General features: G+C 61.9%; 2 protein-coding genes. Both read left to right on the top strand.

Going from position 1 to position 1,368, the window contains the following annotated elements:
- The coding region (locus ABZS40_RS36695; RefSeq protein WP_354949341.1) for a glycoside hydrolase family 19 protein at positions 1 to 657 on the top strand (657 nt) is incomplete at its 5' end.
- Between the two features lie 22 nt (positions 658 to 679).
- Positions 680 to 1,368, top strand: a 689-nt coding sequence (locus tag ABZS40_RS36690) for a M23 family metallopeptidase (protein WP_354949339.1), incomplete at its 3' end; no start/stop codon positions are given.

The following is a 1,368-nucleotide window of genomic DNA, read 5'->3' as shown; positions in this document are numbered from 1 at the left end:
GGTGTGTTGCACACCAATGGCACGGTGAATGTCAAGGAGGGGCCGCTGAACGCTGGTTGGGTGGCCCAGACCGACAGCGTCACCGAACTCGAACTTGCTGCGGCCTCGACGGTGCCGGGATCGTCGGTGACGATGCAGGATCTGCAGAGCATCTGGGGAACGATCCCCAACGCGGCAGTTGTCGCGGATGGCCTTCCGTCGCTCAACGAGCAGATGGCAATCGGCGGAATTACGACCCCCGCTCGAAAGGCGGCCTTCCTGGCCACGCTGCGGCACGAGAGTGGATGGCGGTACAACGCTGTTGAGGTCAGTAACCCCTCGCCGTATCGCGGCCGAGGTTTCGTCCAGCTCACTGGCGACTTCAACTATGGTCCGGCAGGCAGCTTCTTAGGTCAGAACTTCCTCGCCAACCCCGATGCTGCTGCGTCGATCGCCTGGAGCGCTCCCATCGCACGCTGGTACTGGACCGTCTCCCGAGCAGGTTCCAACGCCGCCGCCGACAACTATGACATGGGCCTGATCTCTCGGTACATCGGATATAAGGCCTCGACTACCGAAGATATCGAGCGCTGCGACGATTTCAAGCGTGCCCTCAGGTACTACAGCGGTGGCAGTCTTCCGGTGTCGGAGCAGAACATCGTCTGTCTTCGTCACTGACGGCTCAATCAGAGAGATGAGAATGAAAACCCTGAAGAAGGACCGGTCCGGCGGGCGCCGTATCGGTCTGGTCGCAGGCATGGCGACCGCACTGCTTGCCGGGACGGCTCTCTCGGCTGCGGCTGTGAGTGCCGGACCCATCGTGCCTGCGGCTACCTCCGCTGGTGCTCGACCGGACTTTCGCGCTCCTTGGCCCTGCGGGCAGCAGCGTGACTACTTCCACCACTCCGGCGAGGTGCCGAACGCGATTGATTTCAACCTTGCTGGCTCCGCTGACCTGGACACACCGGCTCTCGCATCGGCCGCGGGAACTGTAGTCTCGGCGGGCCCTAACGGCGGATACGGCAACGAGGTGATCATCGACCACGGATCTGGATGGCGTTCCCGGGTCGCTCACCTGAACGCGATGTCCGTCTCGGTGGGGCATACGGTCGAGCGTGGCCAGCAGGTTGGGCGAGTTGGATCGACTGGCAACTCATCCGGGCCGCACCTCCATTACGAACAGATGGCCGACGGTGTACAGGTTCCGATCATCGTCGACAGCGTTGCGATGAAGTACGACGGCACCACCAACCGACACACCAGCAACAATTGTGCCACCGCCAGCGTTGTAGAGCGGGTGGGTGTGGTGAAGGGTGGTCAGTTGTATGTCAAGGAAGGGAATCTGTTCGCCGATTGGGTGTGGCAGACCGGTGACGTCAAGGATTTCTC

This window comes from Micromonospora sp. NPDC005324, assembly GCF_040607155.1.
GTDB lineage: Bacteria > Actinomycetota > Actinomycetes > Mycobacteriales > Micromonosporaceae > Micromonospora > Micromonospora trifolii.
This window is presented reverse-complemented; position numbering and strand designations above follow the sequence as displayed.